General features: G+C 36.3%; 22 protein-coding genes. 8 read left to right on the plus strand and 14 right to left on the minus strand.

The features are described from left to right. Nucleotides 1-5 precede the first annotated feature (5 nt). Both bcp and FW778_RS07515 read left to right on the plus strand, forming a co-directional pair. The gene (gene bcp, locus FW778_RS07510; protein ID WP_150413982.1) at nucleotides 6-467 is read left to right on the plus strand and encodes a thioredoxin-dependent thiol peroxidase; all 462 of its coding nucleotides are present in this window, start codon (nucleotides 6-8) and stop codon (nucleotides 465-467) included. 29 nt (nucleotides 468-496) lie between these two features. Continuing rightward, nucleotides 497-784 carry a DUF4157 domain-containing protein gene (locus tag FW778_RS07515; RefSeq protein WP_150413983.1) on the plus strand — a complete coding sequence of 96 codons (288 nt, stop codon included), beginning with the start codon at nucleotides 497-499 and terminating at the stop codon, nucleotides 782-784. A 6-nt stretch (nucleotides 785-790) separates the two neighbouring features. On the opposite strand, the gene FW778_RS07520 is transcribed toward FW778_RS07515, so the two are convergent. The 3 genes from FW778_RS07520 to FW778_RS07530 form a co-directional block, all read right to left on the minus strand. After that, complete coding sequence (locus FW778_RS07520; RefSeq protein ID WP_150413984.1) at nucleotides 791-1708, minus strand: NAD-dependent epimerase/dehydratase family protein; 918 nt, start codon at nucleotides 1706-1708, stop codon at nucleotides 791-793. A 36-nt stretch (nucleotides 1709-1744) separates the two neighbouring features. Further along, nucleotides 1745-3568, minus strand: coding sequence for a DNA polymerase III subunit gamma/tau (locus FW778_RS07525; protein ID WP_150413985.1), 1824 nt, complete (start codon nucleotides 3566-3568; stop codon nucleotides 1745-1747). Between the two features lie 74 nt (nucleotides 3569-3642). After that, a complete protein-coding gene (locus FW778_RS07530) occupies nucleotides 3643-4467 on the minus strand; it encodes a hypothetical protein (protein ID WP_235906134.1) in 825 nt (274 codons plus the stop codon). 556 nt (nucleotides 4468-5023) lie between these two features. On the opposite strand from FW778_RS07530, the gene FW778_RS07535 reads away from it, so the two are divergent. Then, nucleotides 5024-5584, plus strand: coding sequence for a type 1 glutamine amidotransferase domain-containing protein (locus FW778_RS07535; RefSeq protein ID WP_150413986.1), 561 nt, complete (start codon nucleotides 5024-5026; stop codon nucleotides 5582-5584). 69 nt (nucleotides 5585-5653) lie between these two features. On the opposite strand, the gene FW778_RS07540 is transcribed toward FW778_RS07535, so the two are convergent. Further along, complete coding sequence (locus FW778_RS07540) at nucleotides 5654-6460, minus strand: N-acetylmuramoyl-L-alanine amidase (protein ID WP_150413987.1); 807 nt, start codon at nucleotides 6458-6460, stop codon at nucleotides 5654-5656. A 182-nt stretch (nucleotides 6461-6642) separates the two neighbouring features. On the opposite strand from FW778_RS07540, the gene FW778_RS07545 reads away from it, so the two are divergent. Beyond that, nucleotides 6643-7182, plus strand: coding sequence for a nuclear transport factor 2-like protein (locus FW778_RS07545; protein ID WP_150413988.1), 540 nt, complete (start codon nucleotides 6643-6645; stop codon nucleotides 7180-7182). A 58-nt stretch (nucleotides 7183-7240) separates the two neighbouring features. Here the strand turns inward: FW778_RS07545 and FW778_RS07550 are convergent, their stop codons facing one another. From FW778_RS07550 to rsmA, 3 genes are all read right to left on the minus strand, one after another. After that, nucleotides 7241-10690: a methylmalonyl-CoA mutase family protein gene (locus FW778_RS07550; RefSeq protein WP_150413989.1), complete on the minus strand. Its 3450-nt coding sequence runs from the start codon at nucleotides 10688-10690 to the stop codon at nucleotides 7241-7243. Nucleotides 10691-10768: 78 nt separating this feature from the next. Next, nucleotides 10769-11608 carry a hypothetical protein gene (locus FW778_RS07555; RefSeq protein WP_150413990.1) on the minus strand — a complete coding sequence of 280 codons (840 nt, stop codon included), beginning with the start codon at nucleotides 11606-11608 and terminating at the stop codon, nucleotides 10769-10771. After that, nucleotides 11608-12360, minus strand: coding sequence for a 16S rRNA (adenine(1518)-N(6)/adenine(1519)-N(6))-dimethyltransferase RsmA (rsmA, locus tag FW778_RS07560; RefSeq protein WP_150413991.1), 753 nt, complete (start codon nucleotides 12358-12360; stop codon nucleotides 11608-11610). The genes FW778_RS07555 and rsmA overlap by 1 nt, the downstream gene beginning before the upstream one ends. A 102-nt stretch (nucleotides 12361-12462) precedes the next feature. Between rsmA and recO the strand changes: the two genes are divergently transcribed. Further along, nucleotides 12463-13194, plus strand: coding sequence for a DNA repair protein RecO (recO, locus tag FW778_RS07565; RefSeq protein WP_150413992.1), 732 nt, complete (start codon nucleotides 12463-12465; stop codon nucleotides 13192-13194). 6 nt (nucleotides 13195-13200) lie between these two features. Here the strand turns inward: recO and FW778_RS07570 are convergent, their stop codons facing one another. Next, on the minus strand, nucleotides 13201-14379 hold the full coding sequence (locus FW778_RS07570; RefSeq protein ID WP_150413993.1) for an amidohydrolase family protein: 1179 nt from the start codon (nucleotides 14377-14379) through the stop codon (nucleotides 13201-13203). Nucleotides 14380-14455: 76 nt separating this feature from the next. Here FW778_RS07570 and prfA point away from each other — a divergent pair, with 76 nt between their 5' ends. From prfA to FW778_RS07585, 3 genes are all read left to right on the plus strand, one after another. After that, entirely contained in the window at nucleotides 14456-15520 is a 1065-nt protein-coding gene (prfA, locus tag FW778_RS07575; protein WP_150413994.1) for a peptide chain release factor 1, read from the plus strand. A 338-nt stretch (nucleotides 15521-15858) separates the two neighbouring features. Next, nucleotides 15859-19326 (plus strand): glycosyltransferase, encoded by a 3468-nt coding sequence (locus tag FW778_RS07580; protein WP_150413995.1) that lies wholly within the window; start codon nucleotides 15859-15861, stop codon nucleotides 19324-19326. Nucleotides 19327-19447: 121 nt separating this feature from the next. Continuing rightward, the gene (locus FW778_RS07585; RefSeq protein WP_150413996.1) at nucleotides 19448-20266 is read left to right on the plus strand and encodes an SDR family oxidoreductase; all 819 of its coding nucleotides are present in this window, start codon (nucleotides 19448-19450) and stop codon (nucleotides 20264-20266) included. 3 nt (nucleotides 20267-20269) lie between these two features. Here FW778_RS07585 and rnpA read toward each other — a convergent pair whose 3' ends face one another. The 6 genes from rnpA to FW778_RS07615 form a co-directional block, all read right to left on the minus strand. Next, nucleotides 20270-20659: a ribonuclease P protein component gene (rnpA, locus tag FW778_RS07590; RefSeq protein WP_150413997.1), complete on the minus strand. Its 390-nt coding sequence runs from the start codon at nucleotides 20657-20659 to the stop codon at nucleotides 20270-20272. Nucleotides 20660-20751: 92 nt separating this feature from the next. Then, a complete protein-coding gene (gene rpmH, locus FW778_RS07595) occupies nucleotides 20752-20919 on the minus strand; it encodes a 50S ribosomal protein L34 (protein ID WP_150413998.1) in 168 nt (55 codons plus the stop codon). 134 nt (nucleotides 20920-21053) lie between these two features. Then, nucleotides 21054-21884 (minus strand): glutamate racemase, encoded by an 831-nt coding sequence (gene murI / locus FW778_RS07600; RefSeq protein ID WP_150413999.1) that lies wholly within the window; start codon nucleotides 21882-21884, stop codon nucleotides 21054-21056. Nucleotides 21885-21945: 61 nt separating this feature from the next. Further along, the gene (locus tag FW778_RS07605; protein ID WP_150414000.1) at nucleotides 21946-22485 is read right to left on the minus strand and encodes an OmpH family outer membrane protein; all 540 of its coding nucleotides are present in this window, start codon (nucleotides 22483-22485) and stop codon (nucleotides 21946-21948) included. Nucleotides 22486-22561: 76 nt separating this feature from the next. After that, the gene (locus FW778_RS07610; protein ID WP_150414001.1) at nucleotides 22562-23074 is read right to left on the minus strand and encodes an OmpH family outer membrane protein; all 513 of its coding nucleotides are present in this window, start codon (nucleotides 23072-23074) and stop codon (nucleotides 22562-22564) included. 22 nt (nucleotides 23075-23096) lie between these two features. Beyond that, nucleotides 23097-25844, minus strand: coding sequence for a BamA/OMP85 family outer membrane protein (locus FW778_RS07615; RefSeq protein WP_150414002.1), 2748 nt, complete (start codon nucleotides 25842-25844; stop codon nucleotides 23097-23099). Nucleotides 25845-25848: the final 4 nt, after the last annotated feature.

Raw genomic sequence — 25848 nt, forward strand, 5'->3', positions numbered from 1 at the left:
TAATAATGACTCAACTGGCAGAAGGGGAAAAAGCTCCCGCATTTAAAGCAAAAGATCAAAACGGGAACACAGTTTCCCTTGCGGAGTTTAAAGGTAAAAAAGTGGTTCTCTATTTTTATCCTGAGGACGATACGCCAACGTGTACCATTGAGGCATGTAATCTTCGTGATAATTATTCAGTGCTTCAAAAGAAAGGCCTGGTGGTTTTAGGCGTTAGCCCCGATGATGAAAAGAAGCACAAAAAATTTGAAGAAAAATATAAGCTCCCTTTTACACTTCTTGCTGATCCTGATAAAAAGATTATTGATAAATATGGCGTTTGGGGCGAAAAAAATCTATACGGACGAAAGTACATGGGATTACACCGCACCACATTTTTGATTGATGAAAACGGCATCATCGAAAAAATATTTAAGAAGCCAAAATCAAAAATTCACAGTGAAGAGATCTTGAAAGTGCTTCGTTAAATCATCCCCGCTACTATAAATTTTGCAAGATGAACTTAAACATCAGAGAAAATTCATGGATAGCAAAACTCGCAGCAAAAAAATTACAATCTGAAAATGCTGCTATTGTTATTGGCAGCACCATTCATCTATACCATGTATCCAGGCAGCAATTCTTACAGAATGAAAAATGGGTAAAGCATGAAATTTGTCATCTGCAACAATTCGAAAAACATGGAAGACTTCTTTTCATCATAAAATATTTATGGGAAAGCATCCGTCATGGTTATTACAATAATAAATACGAAATAGAAGCGAGAAAGGCTGAGATAGAATAAGGTTCTTTATTTATAAGTAGCTGCAATAATTTCAAATCCGGCTTTGTAAGTTGTGGGTTGAAAATTAAATGCTCTATTAAATTTAGCAGAATCAAAAATATAATCTGAATCATATTGATAAAGCATCTCTTTCATTTCATACATCAACCGCATAAAAATTCCCAACATTGCAATCATTCCTTTACCAATAATAAAGTGTTTATCGGGCGCATTAAAAATTCTAGAAGCCAAAGAAATAATTTCTCTTCCCGTTAGTGCCGGTGCAGCCGTTGGCATGTGCCATATTTGATTCCACGCATTTTCATTTTGGGAAAGCATCCATAGCGCCTTGCCGCAATCGGGGGTAAACGTAAAAGAGTGAAGCACCTTATCATTAACCATCCATTGGGCTTTTTTGCCTTTAGCCATTTTATCAAAAACCAATAAATTTAAAAAACTCGTGCTGCAATTTGGACCGTAAAAATCTGCAGCTCTCGCAATCATTGCTGTTAAATTTCCCGCTTTGGCTTCCTCCATTAATTGAGTCGCGATTTTCGCACGTAACTCTCCTTTTTTACTTACCGGATTGTAAGGTGTTGCTTCCGTCATCGCACCAGTAACTTTTCCGAGCATATATACATTGTCGAAAAAAATGAGTTTTGCATTATGCTTTTTACAGGCATTAATTGCATTGGTCATAATAGCAGACCATTTTTCATTCCATATTCTAATATCATATTGCAAACCGGGGCACAAAAGCACTATTGATGAGCCTTTCACAGCTTCATCGGTTTCAGTTGCATTGGTAAGATCTGCTGATTTGGTGAAAGCTCCGTTAATAGATTTTGGATTTCTGCCCACTAAAGTATGCGCAACATTATTTTGAGAAAGCACTTTTGAAAATTCATTCGCGACCGTGCCACCCGCTCCTAAAATTGTGTACATTTTATTTAATTAACAGTAATAGCTAAAAAGGATTGATTAATAATCAAGTTGCAGGCCAAGCCTGTCTTTCAATTGTTTTATCAAAGGATATTCTTCAATAATTTTTAAGTACTGATCCTTTGTGGTAAGAGGCTTTTCTAATACAACTTTGTTTTCATTTTCAATAACAATAACCTTATAAGTTAAAAAACGGTTATTAAAATGAGCTTGCAGGTGCTCTATAAGTGCTGCCCGTTCTGTTTCAATAAATTTTTGTTGAATATTATTATCGGTTATTATCTCGATACAATTATTATCAACAATACCAAGTTTGGCAGATTTAAAATTTGTTACACCGGAATGATTATTCTTTTTACGGAGCTCTTCGATATAAAGTCCCCAGGCAACATACAGCTCTTCCTCGTTAAGTTCTTTAATATTATTTTCATTTTGCTTGTTTTCAAGCGCTACCTGCTCCTGGATTTTTTCCAGTCTTCCTATTTTCGTGTGTGTACGACCGTTAGCAACCCGGGTATGATCTGCAGAAGCTTTGGGAATTATTGGCTTAACTAATTTTTCCTCAATTATTAGTTTCGCCTTATCCTCCGGTGTTTGTATATTATTTTTTTTATTTCCTGAAGCAGCTCGGATATTTTCACTAACCTTATTACCTTGTGGAGCTTTTTCTTTAAACGCAATAGGAGTTAGCGCTTTAAAGGCAACAGGCTTCATGCTCTCAACCTGCTTTTTTTTATTCAGATGATCACCTTCATTTACCAGTTCAATTGCTTGTTCTATATAGCAAAGCTTTATTAAAGTAAGCTCTACGTGTAACCGCTTATTTCTTGCCTGCCTGTAATTTATTTCAGCTTCATTTAAAATATTTAAAGCACTTAATAAAAGGGAAGCATTGGCTTTCAGCGCCACATCCAGATAGCGTTGCTTAAATCCCTCAGAAACTTCGAGTAACATAGCCACTTTTGGATCTTTACTTACCAACAGGTTTCTTATAAATTCTGCAAAGCCATTCAATACAAGATCTCCTTCAAAACCTTTGCGGTTTATTTCATCATATAACAAAATGGCATCGCTAATGCTTTGGTTTTGCATCGCATCCATAAACCTGAAATAATAATCTTCATCCAGGATATTTAAATGTTCTAACGTATTAGCATAGGTGAGTTCTCCGTTTGTAAAGCTTACTATCTTATCAAGGATACTTAGAGCGTCTCTAAGACATCCTTCACTTTTTTGAGCAATTACATGCAATGCAGTATCATCTGCATTTATATTCTCTTTTTCACAAATTTCACGAAGATGATCTACCGTATCCTGGTTGGTAATTCTTTTGAAATCAAAAATCTGGCAACGGGAAAGAATCGTGGGAAGTATCTTATGTTTTTCGGTGGTAGCTAAAATAAAAATTGCAAAAGGCGGTGGTTCTTCCAGCGTTTTAAGAAATGCATTGAAAGCCGACGTACTTAACATGTGTACCTCATCTACTATGTACACTTTATATTTGCCGGCCTGCGGTGCAAACCTTATTTGTTCAACAAGTGTTCTTATATCATCAACAGAATTATTACTGGCAGCATCCAGTTCATGAATATTTAGTGATGTTCCATTATCAAACGAAACGCAGGAGTTGCAGGTGTTACAGGCCTCTCCGTCAGGAGTTTTGTTCTCACAGTTTATTGTTTTTGCAAGAATTCTTGCGCAGGTTGTTTTACCCACGCCACGTGGACCACAAAACAAAAACGCATGGGCAAGCTGGTTATTTTTGATGGCATTTTTAAGAGTGGTGGTTATATGCGATTGCCCTATAACTGTATTAAAGTTTTGAGGTCTGTATTTCCTGGCTGAAACAATAAATTTATCCATAATGAAGAGGGCAAATTTACAATTTTAGTAGCGATAAAATTTAAGGTGTAATCTCAGGAATGAGAAAAAAATTTTTAACTTAAGACTGGATGCCTGTGAAATTCTTTACTCCTGTCGAAAATATAGCGATAAGTGGCAAGCCTCCGGCTTTGTGTGGCGCCAATGTTTTTAGAAATATTTAAAATCCTTGGATTAAAATCTCCCTGCCATTGAAGTTCCAACTCATTGTACTGTTTATCTGCCTGGATAACTCTTGCGCCTTCAACAATCATATAATAATCGATCCCCTGGCCCTGGTATTGAGGTATTACGCCAAAAACAATCCCGGTAAATTTATTGCAGATGCCTCTTTTCTTCAACCATAAATATTTAAGCTTCGCAAAAAAATTAAACTTCCCATTAAGATGTTTAAATATTTGGTTTAGCTCAGGCAAGTTAACCCAAAAAGCAACGGGCTCATTCTTATGATATACAAACCAGATAAGGTGTTCATCGATCACAGGCTTCATTGTTTTAAACATTTTATAAGCAACCTCCTTACTTAATTGTTTATTGCCTTCGTGCTTTGCCCACGCTTGGTTATATATAATGCTAAAATCTGTCGAAAATTTTTTTAATTGATTTTTCCTGAGGTGAATGGTTTTGTATTCCGGATTTGACTTATATTTTTCATCCTGTTCAAAAAATTTTTCATTAAGTTGGGTTTGCACAAAAAGATGCCAGCATATTTGGTTGTAAAAATTTCTAAATCCATAATTCTCAAAAAGCTCAACGTAGTAAGGTAGGTTATAATTCATTAAATAGATTGGCGGTTTAAAGCCTTCTACCACTAAACCCCACCAACGGTCACGCTCGCCAAAATTTATAGGGCCATCCATTGCTTCCATACCCTGTTGCATAAGCCAGCTTTTAGCAACGTCAAACAACATATCAGCAGCTTCCTGGTTATTAACGCATTCAAAAAAGCCAATGCCCCCGGTTCTTTGTTCATCACCTTTATTCTTATATTTTTTATTTACAAACGCGGCAATACGCCCAATAAGATTACCATCATCATCTTTTAAAACCCAGCGGATACAGCTCCCGAAACGGAATGCCTTATTTTTTTTTGGTCAAAAACATCTTTTACATCCTTATCAAGCGGCCGAATAAAATTGGGATCATTTTTATAAATGATTAACGGAACTTTTAAGAATTCTTTTTCTGAGGTTTTATCTATAACGTAGAGGTGCATCAATATTTTAAACAATAATTGGTAAAGTAACGTTCAAAAAAGTTTGTTGCCAAAAAACCACAGTTTTTCCAAAAAATCCGGAAGCGCACGATGAATAACAAAAGGCATATTTGTTGTTTAATAATAAATAACTCAATGAATTTTATGAATGAACCAGGGAATCAAATTCCTATTGTGTTTGAAAAATAAATAAATAAACTTTTAATAAAAATAGTATAGTCATGAAAAACTTACAATCAAAACGGGTAGCTATTTTAACCGAAAATGGATTTGAAGAAGTTGAACTAACAAGCCCCAAAAAAGCAATGGAAGACGCCGGCATACAGGTAGATATTGTATCTCCCCAAAAGGGAAAGGTAAAAGGATGGAAACACGATCACTGGTCGATAGAGGTACCGGTTAACGTAGAAGTATCTAAAGCCAACCCTGAGGATTATGATGCGTTGGTGATACCTGGTGGCGTAATTAATCCTGATAAAATGAGGATCAATGAAGACTGTATCCAGTTTGCAAAAGAATTTCTCAATTCAGGGAAGCCAGTTGCTGCAATTTGTCACGGACCTCAATTATTAATTGAAACGGATATGATAAAAGGAAAAAGAATGACTTCATTCCCTTCTTTAAAAACCGATTTGGAAAATGCAGGCGTTAATTGGGAAGATAAAGAAGTGGTAGTAGATGAAGGGTTGATTACAAGCCGCAGCCCGAAAGACCTCGATGCATTCAATAAAAAATTATTGGAAGAAATAGCAGAAGGCGTTCACGAAAAAACAATCTTTTAATTAATCCACTTCCTGGTTATCACAAATTAAAAGCCCTTTCCAAATTGAAAGGGTCTTTTTTGTTATGGTTTATTCGTACTTCATCATCAGGTTATATAAAATTTTTTGATCGTTATCAAAAAGAACTCTGCTACTATCCTGCTTTTCAAAATGACGTTTGAAAGCCTCAATAGCGGCAGCGCTGTCTTTAACAGAATACCCTATAATTCTTAATGCCTGCAGGCTATTAAAATTTTCAGGTACAGAAATGTTGGTAGTGTCATCGTACCACAAACCATAACCGTTTTGTGAAAGAAGCTGCCATGGGAACGTAACGTTAGGATCATTCTTTCGTGTAGGCGCTATATCCTCATGCCCGATAAAATTAGCTGTGGGAATATTATATAATTTTTTTAGAGTAGCCAAAACCGTTAGTAAGCTGTTAATTTGTGCAGGTGGAAACGAATCAAAGCCGTTATTGTCGAGCTCAATACCAATTGAAGAAGAATTGATGTCTTTATCATTTCCCCAGGAGCTTATACCGGCTTGCCATGCGCGCAGGTAATCATTCAGCATGTGATGAACAGTTCCGTCTTTACAAATTACATAATGTGCGCTCACCTGTGTGCGTGGCAATGTAAATGTTTGGAGGGTTTGCTCACAACTGTTTTGAGCAGTATGATGTATAATTACAAAGTTGGGTTTCCTCAGCCCAAAATTGGTAGTTCCTACCCATGAAGACTGATTTATAAAGCTATCTTTTACAGGTGTTCTGCTTATTATCTTTCCAAAGGCTTTTGCCTGCTTTTTATATGTCCTGTTAGTGGCTGCGTATTTGTTGGAAGAGCAGGAAAATATCAGGACAATAATAATAAAAAATAAAAGAGTAATTCTCATCGTGTTTTTTTGTAAAAATAAATAAGCATTTATTTTAAACAGTACTAATCATTTTTTTAAATAGCGCCCTTTGATAATTCTTTGCATTTCAACTTTCAATTGATTATCTTGTTCGCCTCCTGCTACACACAAGGTTGCTTTCCGGCGATTCACCTTTATTTATCATTTCTAAAAAATTATGTATGAAAAAATTGTTCTTATTTTTCCTGGCAGGATTTGCATTTTCTTCCTGCAGCAACCAGGGAACAGAGTCGAAAGAAGCAACAAAAGACTCTACCACCGCAACGACTTCAACTACTGTGACGAACTATCCTTACACTATCGATCATCCTGACAATTGGGATATGGGAAATACAGCAAATACAATGATTGCGTTGAGCGCACTTAAAGCTTTTGAAAATGGGAATGTTGAGGAATCTATGAAATATTTTGGTGATTCTATACACATTCAATTTGACGGATTGGATAAAACAATGCCGGCAGATAATCTTAAAGCCATGTTTACCTCATGGAGAAACGGATACAAAAGCATGGAAGTAAAAATGGATGACTGGGAATCGGTTATTTCTAAAGATAAAAAAGATGAATGGGTTACGCTTTGGTACAGGCAAAAATGGGAAGATGCAAAAGGCAATAAGGACTCGGCAGATTATATAAACGACCTTAAATTGAAGGACGGAAAAATTGTAAGATTAGATGAATACACCAGGAAACTTCATTAACACTAAATGGTAAAATATTTTTTGCAAGCACCGGCCCTTAGCGGTGCTTTTCTATTTACTACATATTCCTCCTATACTGCCCGCCCACTTCATAAAGTGCATGTGTTATCTGGCCCAATGAACAATATTTTACTGTTTCCATCAATTCTTCAAAAAGGTTTCCATTATTAATAGCAACTTCCTGCAGGCGCTGCAGCATTTTGTTGCTTTCCTTTTTATGCCGCTCATGAAACGATTTCAAATTATTGATCTGCAAATCTTTTTCTTCATTAGTACTGCGTATAACCTCTGCCGGTAGTACGGTAGGCGAGCCTGCCTTATTGAGAAAAGTATTTACGCCAACGATTGGAAATTCGCCTGTATGTTTCAGCGTTTCATAGTATAAACTCTCTTCCTGGATTTTATTGCGTTGGTACATGCGCTCCATTGCGCCCAATACGCCGCCCCTTTCTGATATTCGGTTAAACTCAGTCATAACGGCCTCTTCAACAAGGTCAGTAAGTTCTTCAATCAAAAAACTTCCCTGGTTTGGATTTTCATTTTTAGCGGTTCCTAATTCGCGGTTGATAATTAATTGAATTGCCATTGCACGCCTCACGCTTTCTTCGGTAGGAGTTGTAATTGCCTCGTCATAAGCATTCGTATGAAGGCTGTTGCAATTATCATAAATAGCATACAATGCCTGCAATGTTGTTCTTATATCGTTGAAATCTATTTCTTGTGCATGAAGGCTGCGGCCACTTGTTTGTATATGATATTTTAATTTTTGTGAACGTTCATTTGCGTGATATTTATACTTCATCGCTTTTGCCCAGATGCGACGTGCGACACGTCCTATTACACTATACTCGGCATCCATTCCATTACTGAAAAAGAATGAAAGATTTGGGGCGAAATCATCGATGTTCATTCCACGGCTCAGGTAATATTCTACATAAGTAAATCCATTGGAAAGCGTAAATGCAAGCTGAGTTATAGGGTTGGCACCAGCTTCAGCAATATGGTAGCCGCTTATAGAAACAGAATAAAAGTTTCTTACTTTCTTTTCAATAAAATATTGCTGCACATCGCCCATTAATTTCAAAGCAAATTCAGTAGAAAAAATGCAGGTATTCTGGGCCTGGTCTTCTTTTAAAATATCAGCCTGAACCGTGCCCCGAACTGTGGATAAAGCTTTAGCTTTTATTTGCTCATAAATTTCTTTACCCAAAACATATTCTCCTGACAAACCCAAAAGTCTTAATCCCAGGCCATTATTGCCTTTTGGCAAATGTCCCGTCATTTGTCCTTTTTCAGGACGTATCTCTTCTCCGTTAATCCCGGTATATTTTGGTAATAAGTCAGGAGTAAATTTAGATTCAATAATTTCGTTTACACTATCCCGTAAGTTATTCTCAATTATATATTTTTCACATTGCTGGTCAATTGCTGCATTCAAAAAAAATGCAAGCAACATTGGTGCAGGGCCATTAATAGTCATGCTTACGGATGTTTTAGGGTCACAAAGATCAAAGCCACTATACAACTTTTTAGCATCATCAACTGAAGCAATGCTCACACCACTGTTCCCTACTTTGCCATAAATATCAGGACGAACATCAGGATCTTCCCCATACAATGTCACGCTATCAAATGCAGTGCTGAGGCGCTTTGCAGGCTGTCCTAAACTTACATAATGAAACCGCCGATTGGTTCTTTCAGGGCCGCCTTCGCCCGCAAACATTCGTGTTGGATCTTCTTCCTGCCGCTTCAATGGGAACACTCCTGCTGTGTAAGGAAATTTGCCCGGGAAATTTTCCTGGAATCTCCAACGCAAAATATCTCCCCAATCTTTAAAACGGGGCACAGCAATTTTGGGAATTTTTGTATGCGAAAGAGATTCAAAATATAAAGGCTGTTTAATAACCTTACCTCTTACATCATATTCAAAAAAATCTTTTTTGTAAGAAGCTTTTAAGTCTTCCCATTCATCAATTAATTTCTTTGATAAGGATAATAATTTCTTATTAATAGTTATCGCAACCTCTTCAATAACTTTTGTTGCATTATTAATTTCCTCATTGTCAGCTGATTTTTCTTTATCAATAATTTTTGAAGCTCCAATTAGACGGTATAGTTGGGATGCGAGTTCAGCCTGCTCTTCAGCGACCCGGTTATAATTTGTTATTTCATCAGCAATCTCTGCCAGATACCTGACTCTCTTTGCAGGAATTACAGGCTCACTTATTCCGCCACTAATTTTTGGGGCATTATATTTTTTAAAAATGTTACCAGTTTTTTTATCAACAATTTCAATTATTTTATTAAACAATTCATTACAACCCGGATCATTAAATACAGAAGCAACAGTTCCTATAACAGGGAGTTGATTATCGTTTGCTTCCCATAATCCATGATTGCGCTTGTATTGTTTTTTTATATCATGCAATGCATCCAATGCCCCGGCTTTGTCGAATTTGTTCAGGCAAACTATATCTGCATAATCAAGCATATTGATCTTTTCAAGTTGTGATGCAGCGCCGTATTCTGGTGTCATTACATACATGCTCACATCACAATATTCCAAAATTGATGCATCACTTTGTCCAACACCTGCACTTTCGAGGATTATAAAATCGTAGCCGGCAGCCTTACAAATATCAATTGCTTCCTGCACATGATTACTTAGCGCTTTATCATTTTCACGTGTTGCAAGCGACCGCATATACGCCCGCGGATGATGGATAGAATTCATACGAATACGATCTCCCAATAATGCACCGCCGGTTTTTTTTCTTGATGGATCAACAGAGATAACCGCAATAGTTTTATCAAGATAATTATTTAAAAAACGACGAACTATTTCATCGGTGACGGAGGATTTGCCGGCACCGCCTGTGCCAGTTATACCAAGAACGGGCGTGGTTATAACTTTTGTTTCTGAAGAATTTTTGTGACCATTCAATATGTGTTTAAACGGCTGTTCATTTTCCGCTAATGTAATAGAAGTCGCAATTTTTTTTATATCTCTCCATTCATCGAGTGCAAATTTTCCATTATGGCCATTACTAGTTGATGGTTTAATTTTAGCTGGTGATTTATCTAACTGGCATTTTTTCACAACATCTTCTATCATTCCTTCAAGTCCCATATGCCGTCCGTCGTCAGGGGAATAGATTTTTGTAATACCGTATGCCTGCAACTCTTCAATTTCATTAGGCAAAATTGTTCCACCACCACCACCAAAAATTTTAACATGGCCGCAGCCATTTTCATCCAGCAGGTCTTTCATGTATTTAAAAAATTCAAGATGGCCACCCTGGTAACTGGTAACGGCGATGCCTTGCGCATCTTCTTCAATTGCACATTCAACTATTTCGTGAACGCTCCTGTTGTGGCCAAGATGAATAATTTCTGCACCCTTGCTTTGCATGATGCGTCTCATAATATTTATTGCAGCATCATGCCCATCAAATAACGAAGCTGCGGTAACAATCCTTACAGAACCTATCGCTTTTTCATTTGCCATACTTTGAATTTCATTTTATAAAATCGTAATGGTTCAGTTGTAAAATTACAACTAAAGGAAAGGAAAAAATAACGGTTGTTAGCTTTTAGAAGAGGTTATTTTTATTCTCTTTTTAGAAATATCGGCGACAATTCCTAAACCCAAATTTCCGGTTCTGTGTTCAACAAAACGATGATTTAATAAAATGGATATCGAACCCTGTATTCTCAATTTAACCGGAAATTTTTTAAAATCAAAAGTATAACTCACGGCAGGTTCCCAAAAAAAAACAGGAGAGACTGTAAGGCTATCCAAGATATAATTATCCAATTCTATCGGAGTGTAGTTGGTATGAATATGCGTAAATACAATTTCAGTAAGCCGGGATACAAGTGCTCCCGAAAAATTTTTTACAGGGCTATAGATAATCGCGGGCTGAATAAAAATTTTTGTTATGTTACTGTTATGATACTTACTCATGGGTACGCTGTTTGAAATATAATCATCATTAATATTTGAGGTACCAAACGCAACTCCGCCAAATAACTGGAACTGCATTTTCTCATTATACCTCGCGTTTGTAAAATACCCGACTCCCAATTCAGTAAAATTTCTTTTATAAGATAATAACGAACTGTCAGCGGGGAAGAAACTATCATTACCACCATTTTTTTCCCAACGAAAACTTTCATTGAGCATCGCGCCAAGGTGATCGCTAAATGCCCATGCGGCATGCAGATCAAACCCGCTAACATTGTTTCCCTTTTCTTTAAAAGCATTTATGGATCCTGAATAAAAACCGGAAAACTCAAGATCATTTTTTCTATGCAGCGAGGGGATATTTTGTGTAGATGGGCTGTAAACATATCTTGGCGAATAGCAGGATGCTATGCATTCAGACATAAAAACCATGATGATAATACTTTTCATATTCTCCATCAGCTCATTTTAAACGTAAGCGCTGCAAATTCTTCAACACTCAAAGTCTCAGCCCGGCGATTAAACAGATCATCATTAAGAATTTCTTTTGAAAACAAACTTTTAACTCCGTTTCTTAAAGTCTTACGTCGTTGGTTAAACGCAGTTTTTACCAAAACCCAAAAAGCTCTTTCACTTTTTACAGGGAACTGGTATTTATTTCTTGTTAATCGAATCACTCCACTTTGAACTTTTGGCTGTGGCGTAAAGCTTTCATTTCCTACGGAGAATAAATATTCAACGTCGTAATAATATTGAAGAAGTACGCTTAAGACTCCATATATTTTACTGCCTTCTTTTGCCGCTGCTCTTTCTGCAACTTCTTTTTGAAACATACCAATTACAACGGGTACATATTCTTTCCATTCTAATACTTTAAACAAAATTTGTGTGGAAATATTATAGGGAAAATTCCCAATAACGGTAAACGGTTCATCAAAAGGACGATCTATTGTAAGAAAACTTTGATGAATAATGTTTCCTTTAAGAGAGGGAAATTGTTTCAAAAGGAATGTTACTTTTTCTTCATCTAACTCAACGGCTCTAAAGTTTATTCCTGGAATTTTAATTAAATATTTTGTAAGTGCACCTCCACCCGGGCCAACCTCGAGTAAATTTTTAAAACTATTTTTTTGCAGTTCTGCAATTATTCTTTGTACAACTTTTTCATCTTTTAAAAAATGCTGCCCAAGAGATTTCTTTAATGTGTGCATAACCCGTGAAATTACAGATAAGTTTTTGGGATATAAAAGTTAACTGGTTGATAAGTTTATTGGTAAATTCGTCAGTTAACCCGTCAACTTATCAACTTATAAATGATCCACGCTACTAAAGGCATTGTACTTCGCACCATAAAATACGGTGAAACATCGGTTATTGCAGCGATCTTCACAGAGCTCTTCGGTATTCAATCTTACATAGTGAACGGGGTACGTACTCAAAGTAAAAATTCAAAAGCGCATTTTTTTCAGTCATCGTCCATTCTTGAAATCCAGGTTTATCATAATGAATTAAAAAATTTACAACGCATAAAGGAACTGAAATGGAATTATCTGTATAAAAATATTTTAAGTGACGTTACCAAAAATTCGGTTGCACTTTATATGGTAGAACTTTTGCAAAAATGTCTTAAACAACCGGAAACCAATGCAGATCTTTTTCATTTTTGTGAAGATGCATTTATGCAGCTTGATATTGCCGAAAATGAAGTGGTTGCTAATTTTCCAATTTTTTTTGCAACACAACTGGCGCAGTTCTTTGGGTTGAGTATACAGGATAATTATTCTGATGAACGAAATTATTTTAATGTCAGCGAAGGGAATTTTACCAATAAATCTTTGGCAAATGATAATTTTTTAGAAACAGATGTAAGCTATCATTTCTCGCAATTATTAAAAGTTTTGCATCCGTCAGAACTGAAAGAAATAAAACTCAATAAAAATATTCGTAAAACCATTTTATCTGGTCTTGAAAATTATTACATGTTTCATATTGCAGATTTTGGCGCAATGAAAACACTTCCTGTACTACACGAATTATTAGGGTAATGTATTTTATAAGATTCTTTTAGCAACAGAGTTTGGAGTAAGCTTTTTATCAATAACATTTTCGATAATAACAACACCCGGTTGTTTACCCTTTTCAAAACTTCCTAATTCATTTTCCATTTGCAAAGCTTTTGCCCCATTTATTGTTGCCCATTGCAATAATGTTTCAATAGGAATATTGGATAAATTTTTTGAAATCGTTTTTAATTCTTCCAGTATATTGAGCTGGTGATTTGATGCAAGGCTATCCGTTCCGATTACAATATTGCATTCATTTTTCCAAAGCATTTCAACTGGAGGTAGTGTGTTTTCTATATAGAGATTTGCATTTGCGCAAACGCAAAAAGATACCAGTTGATCCTGAGTTTTTTCTTTATTTATATAATTTAAATCTTCCTGCTCTGTAAAAGTATTGTGTACCAAAATAACTGAAGATGCCTCTGAAAAATTTTTAAAATATGTTTGCAGGCTCCTCACTTTTTGAGGTTGGTAAAATGAATTATCAATCTTCATCATTTTATACATGTCCACTAAACTGCCTGTTCCTTTTAAAAAAAAATCGTCCTCATTTTGGGTTTCCTGGTTGTGAATACTTACCACATTTTGGGTAAAAAAGGGGGTAATTTTTCCCCACAGATTTTTAGAAACAGAATAAGGTGCATGAGGAATTAAAGATGCTTTTTGATTTTTTTGAATAAATTCATCGTAGTATAATTTGCTTTTTTCAAATCTGGTACCAGCAACCGCGGGATGCCAGCCACTTACCTCAATAAAATTATAATACCGAATCCTATTATCGTTTTTTTGCAAAAGAGAGAGAGTATTATTACAGATATCGCCAACTGCCACTATGCCACATTGCAACATTTCATCTTCTGCTATCTTAATAGAATCCAGGATTTCATTTTCATTAAAATGTCTTCCCGTAACCACTTTAAATACAAAATCTACAAGGCCTGTTTTTTCTGGAATTACGTTTTCTAAATGAGACAATTCCAGGTGGCAATGGGCATTTACAAAACCTGGCGAGAGAATACCCGTTATCTCTTCGATGCCCAATCCTGCTGCATTTTCGGCTATCACATCCAAAATAGTCCCTTCGGTATCAGTTACTAATACATGATTTGTACCCAATAACTCATTTCCTGTAAATAAATAATCTGCTTTAAATTTTCGATAACTCATGTAAAAAACTAATAAGTTAATTTTGCCTCCCGTAAATCAAAGATAACCTGCATTGCAGTTATAAATTCATATAAAAATGTTAGATAAACTCGAAGGTATAAAAGCACGGTTCGAAGAATTAGGTGTGGCGCTTTCTAATCCTGAAATTGTAAACGATAACCGGAAGTATAAGCAGTTAAGTAAAGAATACCGCAGCCTGGAAAAGATTGTAGATGTAAGGAACGAATATGCCAAAGTACTTGATGATATTGAGTTTAATAAAGAAATGATGAACAGTGACGATAGTGAAATGAAAGACCTTGCAAAACAAGAAATTGATGATTTACTTGCAAAAAAAGAGGAATATGAAAAGCAAATTAGAAATATGCTTATTCCTAAAGACCCACAGGATGAAAAAAATGCAATCCTGGAAATAAGAGCAGGTACAGGTGGGGATGAAGCATCACTATTTGCCGGCAACCTTATGAGAATGTATTTGAAATATTGTGAATCTAAAGGCTGGAAAACAACATTACTTAGCGAAAGCGAAGGAACAGTGGGAGGCTATAAAGAAGTGCAAATAGAAGTAACCGGGGACGACGTTTACGGCACATTAAAATTTGAAAGCGGCGTTCACCGGGTGCAACGTGTGCCGGATACAGAAGCTAGTGGCCGGGTGCATACAAGTGCTGCCACTGTGGCCGTTATGCCCGAGGCTGAAGAAGTTGATGTTGACTTAAAAGAAAGTGACGTGAAAATGGAAACATCCCGGAGTGGGGGTGCTGGGGGTCAAAATGTAAATAAAGTAGAAACTAAAGTGATGCTGACACATATTCCTACAGGAATTGTGATTATTTGCCAGACGGAGAGAAGCCAGCTGGGTAACCGGGAAAAAGCTATGCAAATGCTTCGTACCAAATTATACGAAGAAGAAGTACGCAGGCAGGAAGATGAAATTTCTCGCCATCGCAAAAGCCTCGTAAGCACGGGTGATCGTTCAGCCAAGATAAGAACCTACAACTATCCACAGGGGCGTGTTACAGACCATCGCATCGGGTTAACGGTTTATAACCTGGATAATGTACTAAATGGTGAGCTCCAGGAATTTATTGACGCACTTCAGTTCGCAGAAAATTCAGAAAAATTGGTACAGCAGAAATAAACGGTTTCAAAGTTAATTTTTCGTCAATTTCATCTAATCTGTTTCTATCAACGATGTCTTATAAATTTATTAACAAAAGTGGTCTTATCTTTGGCATGTGATTTGAAATATAATCAGCATAAAGTTTAAAAGTCAATTTTCTCATAAGCAGTTAGTTTTGGTAAACGGCCCCTGTTTCTACAGGGGCCTTTCTTTTTTTAGAAATATTTGTTAAGTAGTTACTATAAATTATACTTGATCGAATTTAGATAATCTTACATCTATCTTTGCAATCCAAAAGATGTCAATAACTTTCCTTGCTTCAAAAGCTGTTGATTATTTTATCATTTTGAGCTTTTATGAATAATAATACCCAGCAAATTTTTCAAACGAACAAGCCAACACGCTGGAAAAGCGTTAAATGGACAACCAGGGTACTCTTAATTATAGCGATTTTCTTTTTTGTGGTGCTCGGGATTGCATTATATAGTGGATCGCAGCCCAGTTTGCCAAATATGCAGGCAAAGGCCAAGGAGTATCAAACAACACTTGACCCAACAAATCCGCTCATTTTAAAAAATGCACAGAATAAAAAATATAAAGGCTTTAAGGATTTCTTAGTAAAAAAAATAAAATCAGATTCTTTAAAAAGAGCCAGGAACAAATCTGCATCAAAAGCTAATTCTCTTCCTGTTATAAGGGCTGCTTTTTATACTCCCTGGGCAGCAAATACTTCTCTTCCTGATTTGAAAAAAAATGCTGATAAACTTAATACCATTTTTCCCGAATGGTTTTTCATCGATACTCTTACCTACCGACTTCAAACAAGAATAGATAGTGCTGGTCTCGTTTTAATGAAGCAGAAACAATTACGTATTATGCCGATACTTTCCAACTTTAGATCTATAGCTAAAGGTTTCGATGGAAAGCTTCTCCATAAAATATTAAGTGATTCAGTATTGCAAAAAAATCTTATACAACAGATCGCCGATACTTTATCTGATTATCAATTAAGCGGTATTAATATAGATTTCGAGGAATTAGCGGAAACTACCAATGGCCCTCTTACTCAATTTCAGAAAAAGTTATATGAAAAATTGCATGGAAGAGGATTGCTTGTAAGTATGGATGTAGAACCCAAGAATAACGATTACGATTACCCGAAGTTATCAAACTATAATGATTATATTGTTTTAATGGCATATGATCAATCGAACAATTCTACCGGACCAGGTCCTATTAGCAGTCAAAAATGGATTGAAGATGCCGTATCATGGACGGCTGAGCGCATTGATCCTTCCAAAATAATTTTAGGCATTGGTGGTTTTGGGTATGATTGGGCAAATGGAAAATACGAACAGAATTATACTTATAACGATGTAATTAATAAAGCAAAAGCAATTAATGCTAAAATTATTTATGATAATGATTCCTACAATCTTCATTTTAGCTACGATTCAGACGAAACCGATACAAGTGGCAATGTTGATAAGACTTCCCACGAAGTTTGGTTCACTGATGCGGCTACAATCTTCAATATACTTCGCTTTAGCGATGAATTTCCAACGGCGGGCACTGTATTGTGGCGCCTTGGAAGCGAGGATCAGCGAATGTGGAAATATTATAACCGTGAATTGAGCAATGCCTCGCTGCAACAACAGCCGTTTAATTTCGATTCTCTTGCCACCATTCCAATTCCAAACGACAATGTTGGTTTCGAAGGTGAAGGTGAGGTGCTTGACATTATGTATTCGCCACAGCCCGGAAAAATTAATTTAGAAATTGATAGCACTGAGGAACTGATTGCAGAACAAAATTATCTTCAGCTCCCATCAGGATATGTTATAAGAAAATTTGCAGAAGATACAACGGTGGGAAAAGGCCACAAGCTTATCCTCACTTTTGATGATGGTCCCAGTGAAGAATGGACTCCAAAAATTCTGGATGTATTAGAACGTGAAAAAGTCCCTGCAGCTTTTTTTATTGTGGGTATAAACGCCGAACAAAATATTCCAATTTTAAAACGCGAATTTAAAGATGGCTTTGAAATAGGTAATCACACGTTTACCCATCATAATATAGCGGACATGAGCCTGCAAAGAGCTGACCTTGAAATGAAGCTCACCCGCCTTCTTATTGAAAGTATAACGGGACACTCTACTATTTTGTTCAGGGCTCCTTACAATGCTGACTCCGAGCCGCAGACTTACGAGGAACTCGCCCCAATTGAAAGAAGCAGGAGTGAAAATTATTTAACCGTTAATGAAAGTATTGATCCTAACGATTGGGCTGTTGGCGTAAGTGCAGATAGTATTGTTCAGAGAGTAATAAACCAGGTGCAGCAAGGCAATGCAAGTATTATTTTATTACATGATGCTGGTGGCGAAACCCGGCAAGCCACTGTTGACGCACTTCCCAGGATAATTGATTACTTCAAAAAGCAAGGATATCAATTTACCTCCGTTGCCGATCTTATGGGTAAAACCAAAGATGAAGTAATGCCAAAAGTGGCATCTTCCCACGACGGATGGACAAGAAAATTTAATTTCTTTCTTGCAGAAAGCGGTTACTGGAGCGGCCATATTTTATTTTCACTTTTCGTTATTGGAATTATTCTGTCAGTAGCGCGAATTATTCTTATGGCTGTATTGGCGAGCATTCAAAAAAGAAAAGATTCTAAATCAAATGAAATTTCTCCCTTACTTACTGTAGATAAAAATAAATGGCCGTTGGTGAGTGTTATTATCCCTGCTTATAATGAAGAAGTAAATGCAATCCGTACAGTAAACAGTCTGCTGGCACAGGACTATCCACAGCTCGAAATTATTTTTGTAGATGATGGGAGCAAAGATGATACCTACTCAAAAGTAGCTGAACATTTTATTACAACCCCTAACGTTCAGGTCTATACGAAATCAAATGGCGGTAAAGCCTCTGCATTAAATTTTGGAATACAAAAATCTAATACTGATTTTGTGGTATGCATAGACGCAGATACGCAACTTAAAACAGATGCCGTTACAGAGCTAATGAAAAAATTTGATAATGAAAATGTTGCGGCTGTTGCAGGTAATGTGAAAGTGGGCAACCAGGTAAATATGATCACACGCTGGCAGAGTATTGAATATGTGACTTCACAAAATTTTGATCGCAGGGCTTTTGATCTTTTAAATTGCATAACGGTAGTTCCCGGTGCTATCGGAGCTTTCCGCAAAGATGCTATTTTAGTATCCGGTGGCTTTACCACTGATACACTCGCTGAAGATTGTGACCTTACTATGCGGCTCCTTCGTAATGGGTATATTATAAGAAATTGTACTTCTGCAATTTCTTATACCGAAGCACCTGAAACATTCAGGCAATTTTTAAAACAAAGATTCAGATGGAGCTTTGGAGTTATGCAATGTTTCTGGAAACACCGCGATACCATATTCAATCCGAAGTATAAAAATTTTGGAATGGTTGCCATGCCTAATATTTTAATTTATCAAATGATATTGCCAATCCTTGCTCCTCTTGCAGATATTATTTTGGTTCTTAGCTTAATTGCAGCTTCTTTCGGGGTAATTGTTGCAAGTGTTCCGCACATTATTCTATACTATATTATTTTTTCATTCATTGATATAGCAGGAGCGGCGCTGGCTTTTGCTTTTGAAAAGGAAAATCATCTGAAACTTGTTTGGATGCTCCCACAACGGTTAATTTACCGCCAGTTAATGTATTATATTCTTATAAAATCTTTTAATAAAGCTATTAAGGGAGAAATGCAAGGTTGGGGTGCATTGAAACGTACGGGGAGTGTAAAAGATGTTGCAATCATAAAATAATTATTCGCGAATTGCTTCATTTAAAAAATTATATTTTATTAAAATCGATAAACAATCTAGTGATCGTTTTGTAATATTAGCTGTACATTAACTTTATAACTATTCATTTATTTCCTGGTTTATGAGTTTTCAAAACAAAACAATATTTATTACCGGTGCTTCCCGTGGCATTGGAAAGTCAATCGCATTAAGGCTTGCAAGGGAAGGAGCCAACATTGTAATTGCAGCTAAATCCATTGAAGAAAATCCAAAACTTGGAGGAACTATTTTTAGCGCTGCGGAAGAAGTAGTAGCAGAAGGTGGAAAGGCCCTGGCAATACAATGTGATATTCGCTTTGAAGAACAGATTCAAAATGCAGTTGAAAAAGCCGCTGAAACCTTTGGAGGAATTGACGTATTAATTAATAATGCTTCAGCCATTTCCTTAACAAAAACTGAGCAGATGGAGCCAAAAGCTTTTGGCTTAATGCACGATATTAATGTAAAAGGAACTTTTTTTATAAGTAAGGCGTGCATCCCATACTTAAAAAAAGGCACCAATGCGCACATTTTAAATCTTTCACCGCCGATAAATCTTGATAAAAAATGGTTTACTAACCACCTGGCCTACACGATGAGTAAATACAATATGACGATGATTGCTGTGGGCCTTTCCGGCGAGCTAAAAAAATATAATATAGCTGCTAATACACTATGGCCAAAAACAACCATTGCAACAGCCGCCGTTCGTAATTTATTAGGCGGAGAAATGCTTATAAAAATGAGCCGCACGCCCGAGATAATTGCTGACGCTGCATTTTACATTCTAAGTAAATCTTCAACTGAATGCACCGGAAATTGTTTTATAGATGAAGAGGTATTGGCAAATGAAGGAATTACCGATTTAGAAAAATATGCGATAGAACCGGGCGGAAAACTCTACACCGATTTATTCTTATAGTAACTACGATGAAGTAATTTTTAGCAACTGTTGTAAAGCCACGCCCATCTTTTCAAAAATATTTTCAAACTCTGGTAAGGTATTGCCATTATAAATTATAAAAACCACCAGGTTTTTTTGATTCTCTTGCAAATGTTTTTGTAGCAATTCCTTTTGTAAACGGTAGGCTTCTCTCATCATTCTTTTTATCCTGTTCCTTTGAACTGCTTTCTTAAAATTTTTGCTGCTTACTGAAAACGCCGCCTGCAGATGCGATAAATTATTGCCGGGCTGCGTATAAATTATCCTTAGCGGAAAATGAGAAAATGATTTCCCTTCCGTAAAAATATGCTGAATTACTTTCCGGCTTTTTAGCTTTTCATCCCTTTTAAATGTAAGTCTGGGCAGAATAATTAAATTTTAATAAAATGAAAGAATTACTGGCTTTGCTAAAATAAAAAAATAGCCCCGCAAAGAGGCTATTCATAAAAATATTTTCGTTTAATTTATTTTTTACTTCCGTGTTCATCCGAAACTGTAAGCTTATGGCGCCCTTTTTTTCTGCGGCTGGCCAATACTTTACGTCCGTTTGCTGTTGACATGCGCTCTCTAAAGCCATGAACACTTTTACGGCGGCGCTTATGCGGCTGATATGTACGTTTTTTTCCTGGCATTTTTATTTTGTTTTTCCTTTAATAAATTTGTTCCAATTCCCAGCCGGGCACCATCCCTGCTGTTTGTGAAAGGGCTGCAAAAGTAAGAAAGTATTTTAGATTTTAAAGCCCTGGTTTCATATTTTTTAAATGGCTTAAGAAATCAGTTCCACATGATTTGAATTCACCGGCTTGCCAAAAAATATAGCGGAATGTTTATCAAAGTCTTTGACTGAATCGGTTGTATAGAATTGAATTTGGCCATTTTTACTACATCTTTCTTCAATTTCGGGGTGGCGCAATAAATAATTTTCCAAACTTGCTGCTACAATTTCTCCCTGCGAAATCAATTGAACATTTGGTGGAATGTATTTCTTTATCTTGTCAACCAGTAAAGGATAATGCGTGCATGCAAGCAAAATAGTGTCTATTTCAGCAGATTGAATCAAAAGTTCTTCAGTGTCCTTTTTAATAAAATAATCTGCACCGGGTGAGGCATATTCATTGTTTTCTACCAGGGGAACCCAAAGCGGGCAGGCATGCTGATAAACTTTTATTTCAGGAAAGAACTTTTCTATTTCAAGCGGATAAGACATGGATTCCACCGTACCATTGGTTCCAAGAATCCCAACCCGGTTTGTTTCAGTATAATCCCCTATTATTTCTGCACTGGGCCTGATGACTCCCAGTACCCGTTTGCTATCATCCAGTTTTGGCAGATCATTCTGTTGAATTGTTCTTAGCGCTTTTGCTGACGCGGTATTGCATGCAAGAATTATTAAGGGACAGCCTTTTTTAAATAACCACTTAACAGATTGCAGCGTGTATTCGTACACGGTATCGAAAGATCGGTTGCCATATGGAGCCCGTGCATTATCACCAAAATAGATATAATCAAAAGCTGGTAGTTTTTCAACTATTGCTTTAAGAACTGTTAATCCTCCGTAACCCGAGTCGAAAACACCAATAGGCGATATATTGCTCATTGTACAAAAATAAACAAGCCATCCTGTTCAATGGATGGCTTGCAAAAATTATTCAATTATTTTATTTTTTGGGGAGCCCCGGATTTCCCGCCGCCGGTTCTTTTAAACCAAGTTTCTTTCTCACTAAGGGACCAATGTCACTACTTGGGGGCATATAAATTAAAGCTTCTCTTGGAAAGATGTAAGTATATCCATTTTCTTTGGCAACTTCTTCAATAGCAACTTGTAATTTCTTTTGTATAGGTAAAGAAAGTTCCTGGCGTTTCTGTTCAAATTGGTTCTGAATTTTTTGATCCATACCACTTATATCAGCCACCTGCTTTTGAAGATCGGTTCTCTTCACTTCTTTTAAGCTGGGACTCATAGTAGCGGAATCTTTATAAAATTTTTGAACGGCCTCTTGTAAGGCGTTCTTCTGGTCATCTGCATTTTTATAAAGTGATTGCTGGTATTCGTCCAGTTGTGTTTGAACGGTTGCTGCCTCAGGCATTAATTGTATAATTTCATCAGCACTTATATAACCAATTTTTTGAGCATTTACAATATTGGAAAATCCAAATAGTCCTACTGAAATTAAAACGACTGTAACGAACTTTTTCATTTTTGTGTTTAATATTTGTTTTTAATAAAGTGTTTAAAATTGTAAATTAAGATGCACCATTATGGTGCTTTCGCTTTTATTTAACACCCAACTCTCTTAGAACATCATCGCTCTTGTCAAGTTTTGGGTCGGCAAATATAACGGTAATTCCTTCACTTTTGTCCAAAATAAAATCATATAATTTTGAGACTGCCAGTTTTTGAACTGCGTTGTAAACTCTGTCCTGTATTGGTTTTATTAATTCCTGGCGTTTTTTAAAGATATCACCTTCATATCCAAATCTTTTTCTTTGAAGATCCTTAAGGTCTTTATCTGCATTAAATAACTGATCTTCTCTTTTTTTCTTAAGATCATCACTCAGCATTACCTTTTCTGCATCATAATCTTTATACATTTTATCAAGCGCTGCTGATTTTTGATCTATTTCCTGTTGCCATTGCGCACTAAACTGATCTAACTTTTCCTGGGCAGCCTTGTACTCAGGCAGTTTTTCAAGAATATATTTTGAATCAATAACTGCATAACGTTGAGCGGATAGGCCAGCACTGAATACCAGGCATGATATAAATATGATTAATATTTTTTTCATAACTAATAATTTAATGAATGTATTATTCAGGCTCCTGGCCCAGCATAAATGTAAACTTAGCAGCTCCTTTTAATCCTGTGGTAGAATTTAGCCTGTCTAAACCTATACCATAATCAAACCCAAGTAAACCAAACATGGGCAAAAAGAAACGCATACCAACGCCCACTGATCTGCGTAATTTAAAAGGATTGTAATCTTTAAAACTATACCATCCGTTTGCTGCTTCAAAAAAAGCTTCTCCAAAAATAGTACTGCTTGCACTCGTACTAAAAGGATACCTCATCTCCAGCGTATATTTATTAAAAATAGTGAAAAAGTTACTTGCTGTACTAATATCAGGATTAACCTTTGGATCAGAATTATCATAAACTGGGTATCCCCTGTGTGCAATAATATCGTACCCGAGCAGCCCGTAATTATTACTTAAGCCCGCATCTCCCAATTGAAATCTTTCGAATGGTGAAGTAATTGTTTTATTAGTATAACGACCAAGGAAACCATATTTAGCCGCAGCTTTCAAAATAAATTGCTTGTTTTTATCTGGTCCCCTGCCTTTTCCAATCGGGACATACCACTCTGCGTTAAAACGCTCTTTATGAAATTCCACCAGTTTGTATTGATCTGCTTTTGCCTGGTTTTGATAAAACTCTGCGCTATGAAAGAAAGAATATGGTGGTGTAAACTGTCCGCTCAATACAAAATTAGAACCACTGGTTGGGAAGATTGGATTAGGGCCTGCAGAGTTACGGGCTAAAGTTATTTTCAAACTGAAATTGTTGGAAATTCCGTTCGTTAACCCAGGGAAAATATTATAATTCTTAAGCTTGTAACGTTGATAGTCTAGCTGATAAACAAGAGAAAAATAATCGTCTGGCCATTTCAATTGTTTACCAAGCGCCACGCTAAACCCAGTTGTTTTAATAAAAGAAGAATCGCCATAAGAACGATCATAATAGCCTGTAAGCGGGTTATATGCATTTGCGTATTTGGTATCGTAGTAACTTATGGTAAAGGAGTTTCTCTTTTTACCACCAAGCCATGGTTCAGTAAATGAAAAATTATAAGAGCGGAATTGCTTTCCATTACTCTGGCCTCTTAAGCTTAATTTTTGTCCGTCGCCACTTGGTAAAGGATCCCAGCTCTTTTTATTAAATATATTATAAATAGAAAAGTTATTAAAGGTTACGCCTAACGTTCCTGTTAATCCAATTCCACCACCAAATCCTGCGGAAAGTTCTAACTGGTCAGAAGATTTTTCTTCAAGACCCCAGTTTATATCCACTGTTCCTTCTTCCGTATTAGGTACAATACCCGGATTAATTTTTTCAGGATTAAAATAACCAAGTTGCGATAGTTCCCTTTGTGTCCTTATAATAAGCTCGCGGCTGAATTTATCGCCAGGAACTGTGCGGAGTTCGCGGCGTATAACGTAATCCTTGGTTTTATCATTCCCGGTAATAGTTACTTTGCCTATTGTTGCCTGTGGTCCTTCTACAATGCGTATTTCGTGGTCAATGGTATCATTATAAACGGCTGTCTCTACAGGATCTATTCTAAAAAACAAATAACCATCATCCTGGTAAAGACTACTGATGTCACCACCCTCTGCCGATGGCTCTTTTCCTAATTTCTTATTTAGTGTTTCCGCATTATAAATATCTCCCTTTTTTATTCCGAGTAAAAGGCTTAATAATGAATCTGAATACTTTGTGTTTCCTTTCCATGTTATGTTTCCAAAATAATACCGGTGACCTTCTTTAAGTTTTATTGCAACATCAAGATCCCCATGATCATTGTAAGTGGTATCACCTTCAATAATAGCATCCCTAAAACCTAATGAATTGTAATAATCTAAAACGTGCCCTTTATCTTCCAGGTATTTCTTTTCATTAAACTTTGCAGAGCTTAATTTAAAACGGAAGTATGGATCGAGCACTTCCTTTGTTTTGGAAGGAATTAAATAACCATTAGTACGCAAATACCCATTAAAAGAAATTCTATTGGTTTTGCCAGAATCAAAAACATTACCTACCGATGTTGGAAACAAGGTAAACCTGCTCATTTCCTTAGTGCCTTTCATTTGTTTTTTCAGCCGGAGCGCACTTACAGATTCGTTGCCAGCAAAGTAGATATCTTTGATGTGAACCTTTGCATTCTTGTTAACTACAAATACAATATTTACTGCATTTGCATTCTTAGGATCTTTCGTTTCATTCACTTTTACATCTACGTTTCTAAATCCTTTATCTACATAAAATTTCTTTATAACTGTGGCTGCAGTTGTCTTAAGGTTTTCAGTAACACGGGTTACTTTCCCTTTTGCAAGCCCAAGTTTTGGGGTTAGATCGTCAGCTTCGCTTTTACTTACTCCTTTAAATTTAAAATTCGTAAGGCTCGGCCTGTCAGTTATATTTATCTCAACGGATAACTTATCACCTACAAGGTTGGTAAAATAAATTTGTACATCCGACACAAGATTTTGCTTCCACAAATTGGAAATTGCCCTGGAAAAATTATCGCCACCCGGTATTTTTACTTTATCGCCAACAGCCAAGCCAGAAATAGAAATAATAAGGTTTGGATCAAAGGAGGTTCCCGTTACTTTAATATCAGATATCACATATTCCTTAGGTGTTTTTGCGTTGAAAATATTTTCAAGCGGTACATTTACTGAAGTAGGAACAGAATCATTAGCAACCTGTGCAGTGACATTTGTTTTGGCAGTAATAGCTACAACTACTAAGAATAAAATCTTGTAGATTTTAGGCATCAAA

This window comes from Ginsengibacter hankyongi (genome assembly GCF_008710285.1).
GTDB lineage: Bacteria > Bacteroidota > Bacteroidia > Chitinophagales > Chitinophagaceae > Ginsengibacter > Ginsengibacter hankyongi.

Bases quoted from the DNA above. Each gene is read 5' to 3' on its own strand.
- FW778_RS07570 (WP_150413993.1), bottom strand. From the start codon at position 14,379: ATGAGTTATCGAAAATTTAAAGCAGATTATTTATTTACAGGAAATGAG.
- FW778_RS07550 (WP_150413989.1), bottom strand. From the start codon at position 10,690: ATGGCAAATGAAAAAGCGATAGGTTCTGTAAGGATTGTTACCGCAGCT.
- FW778_RS07585 (WP_150413996.1), top strand. From the start codon at position 19,448: ATGAGTTTTCAAAACAAAACAATATTTATTACCGGTGCTTCCCGTGGC.
- FW778_RS07580 (WP_150413995.1), top strand. From the start codon at position 15,859: ATGAATAATAATACCCAGCAAATTTTTCAAACGAACAAGCCAACACGC.
- rpmH (WP_150413998.1), bottom strand. From the start codon at position 20,919: ATGCCAGGAAAAAAACGTACATATCAGCCGCATAAGCGCCGCCGTAAA.
- FW778_RS07540 (WP_150413987.1), bottom strand. From the start codon at position 6,460: ATGAGAATTACTCTTTTATTTTTTATTATTATTGTCCTGATATTTTCC.
- FW778_RS07535 (WP_150413986.1), top strand. From the start codon at position 5,024: ATGAAAAACTTACAATCAAAACGGGTAGCTATTTTAACCGAAAATGGA.
- rsmA (WP_150413991.1), bottom strand. From the start codon at position 12,360: ATGCACACATTAAAGAAATCTCTTGGGCAGCATTTTTTAAAAGATGAA.
- FW778_RS07515 (WP_150413983.1), top strand. From the start codon at position 497: ATGAACTTAAACATCAGAGAAAATTCATGGATAGCAAAACTCGCAGCA.
- FW778_RS07555 (WP_150413990.1), bottom strand. From the start codon at position 11,608: ATGGAGAATATGAAAAGTATTATCATCATGGTTTTTATGTCTGAATGC.
- FW778_RS07525 (WP_150413985.1), bottom strand. From the start codon at position 3,568: ATGGATAAATTTATTGTTTCAGCCAGGAAATACAGACCTCAAAACTTT.
- murI (WP_150413999.1), bottom strand. From the start codon at position 21,884: ATGAGCAATATATCGCCTATTGGTGTTTTCGACTCGGGTTACGGAGGA.
- prfA (WP_150413994.1), top strand. From the start codon at position 14,456: ATGTTAGATAAACTCGAAGGTATAAAAGCACGGTTCGAAGAATTAGGT.
- FW778_RS07615 (WP_150414002.1), bottom strand. From the start codon at position 25,844: ATGCCTAAAATCTACAAGATTTTATTCTTAGTAGTTGTAGCTATTACT.
- FW778_RS07520 (WP_150413984.1), bottom strand. From the start codon at position 1,708: ATGTACACAATTTTAGGAGCGGGTGGCACGGTCGCGAATGAATTTTCA.
- FW778_RS07545 (WP_150413988.1), top strand. From the start codon at position 6,643: ATGAAAAAATTGTTCTTATTTTTCCTGGCAGGATTTGCATTTTCTTCC.
- FW778_RS07530 (WP_235906134.1), bottom strand. From the start codon at position 4,467: ATGCAACAGGGTATGGAAGCAATGGATGGCCCTATAAATTTTGGCGAG.
- FW778_RS07605 (WP_150414000.1), bottom strand. From the start codon at position 22,485: ATGAAAAAGTTCGTTACAGTCGTTTTAATTTCAGTAGGACTATTTGGA.
- FW778_RS07610 (WP_150414001.1), bottom strand. From the start codon at position 23,074: ATGAAAAAAATATTAATCATATTTATATCATGCCTGGTATTCAGTGCT.
- recO (WP_150413992.1), top strand. From the start codon at position 12,463: ATGATCCACGCTACTAAAGGCATTGTACTTCGCACCATAAAATACGGT.
- bcp (WP_150413982.1), top strand. From the start codon at position 6: ATGACTCAACTGGCAGAAGGGGAAAAAGCTCCCGCATTTAAAGCAAAA.